The sequence below is a fragment of the Microtetraspora sp. AC03309 genome (assembly GCF_020826795.1).
Lineage (GTDB): Bacteria > Actinomycetota > Actinomycetes > Streptosporangiales > Streptosporangiaceae > Microtetraspora > Microtetraspora glauca.
In genome coordinates this window covers 1-1,974 of sequence record NZ_JADDIL010000183.1, presented here as the reverse complement: position 1 = coordinate 1,974, position 1,974 = coordinate 1, and the positions used below count along the sequence as shown (strand labels likewise).

The window sequence follows — 1,974 nt, the reverse complement described above, 5'->3', positions numbered from 1 at the left end:
GACCGGTCCCGTCCAAGGAAAAACGAACAACGTCCGTTCCCTCAGGACCCAACAGTGTGCCCAGCCAGCCCCAGCCCCCGACAACCACGTTCCCACTCCCAACCAACACCCCCGAAGAGGCCTGGCAGGCGGTACTAGCAGCCCGGCAACCCGAACCAACTGAATAACCAGTGCTCCACTAATGAGCGAGCCGCGCATCGGACACTCGCCGATGAACACGACATGGACTCCAACCAGCAGGACAACCCCCGAAAGAGTCACCCCGAACACCAGCTGAAGCCAGATGCTCCTTAGAAAGGAGGTGATCCAGCCGCACCTTCCGGTACGGCTACCTTGTTACGACTTCGTCCCAATCGCCAGCCCCACCTTCGACCGCTCCCCCCGGAAAACCGGTTGGGCCACGGGCTTCGGGTGTTGCCGACTTTCGTGACGTGACGGGCGGTGTGTACAAGGCCCGGGAACGTATTCACCGCAGCATTGCTGATCTGCGATTACTAGCGACTCCGACTTCATGGGGTCGAGTTGCAGACCCCAATCCGAACTGAGACCGGCTTTTAGGGATTCGCTCCACCTCACGGCATCGCAACCCTCTGTACCGGCCATTGTAGCATGTTTGCAGCCCAAGACATAAGGGGCATGATGACTTGACGTCATCCCCACCTTCCTCCGAGTTGACCCCGGCAGTCTCCCATGAGTCCCCACCACCCCAAAGGGCGTGCTGGCAACATGGAACAAGGGTTGCGCTCGTTGCGGGACTTAACCCAACATCTCACGACACGAGCTGACGACAGCCATGCACCACCTGTACACCAGTCCGAAGAGGGCTCCATCTCTGAAGCTTTCCGGTGTATGTCAAACCTTGGTAAGGTTCTTCGCGTTGCGTCGAATTAAGCAACATGCTCCGCCGCTTGTGCGGGCCCCCGTCAATTCCTTTGAGTTTTAGCCTTGCGGCCGTACTCCCCAGGCGGGGCGCTTAATGCGTTAGCTACGGCGCGGAAACCGTGGAAGGTCCCCACACCTAGCGCCCAACGTTTACAGCGTGGACTACCAGGGTATCTAATCCTGTTCGCTCCCCACGCTTTCGCTCCTCAGCGTCAGAACTGGCCCAGCAAGCCGCCTTCGCCACCGGTGTTCCTCCTGATATCTGCGCATTTCACCGCTACACCAGGAATTCCGCTTGCCCCTACCAGCCTCTAGCCTGCCCGTATCCACCGCAGACTTAGGGTTAAGCCCTAAGCTTTCACGGCAGACGCGACAAGCCACCTACGAGCTCTTTACGCCCAATAATTCCGGACAACGCTTGCGCCCTACGTATTACCGCGGCTGCTGGCACGTAGTTAGCCGGCGCTTCTTCTACAGGTACACGTCAACTTCGTCCCTGCTGAAAGAGGTTTACAACCCGAAGGCCGTCATCCCCCACGCGGCGTCGCTGCGTCAGGCTTCCGCCCATTGCGCAATATTCCCCACTGCTGCCTCCCGTAGGAGTCTGGGCCGTGTCTCAGTCCCAGTGTGGCCGGTCGCCCTCTCAGGCCGGCTACCCGTCGTCGCCTTGGTAGGCCACTACCCCACCAACAAGCTGATAGGCCGCGAGTCCATCCCCAACCGAAAAAACTTTCCACCACCATCGGATGCCCGAAATGGTCATATCCGGTATTAGACCCAGTTTCCCAGGCTTATCCCAGAGTCAGGGGCAGGTTACTCACGTGTTACTCACCCGTTCGCCGCTCGAGTACCCCGAAGGGCCTTTCCGCTCGACTTGCATGTGTTAAGCACGCCGCCAGCGTTCGTCCTGAGCCAGGATCAAACTCTCCAAACAATGTTTTCGAGTTCTCCTGGCCAACATTCGACATGAATGTCAACCAAAGGAATCCATCCCCCCACACCCGAAAGCGCAGGATAGGACGGGGTTGTGCATCATGCACTGGCTTTTAGCACACTGTTGAGTTCTCAAGAAACGGACGCGACCACCATCAC

Annotated in this window: 1 rRNA gene; it reads right to left on the bottom strand. The window is 58.5% G+C overall.

Features of this window, described 5'->3' with window-relative positions:
* Positions 1-294: 294 nt before the first annotated feature.
* A 16S ribosomal RNA gene (locus IMZ11_RS42135) occupies positions 295-1,816 on the bottom strand.
* Positions 1,817-1,974: the final 158 nt, after the last annotated feature.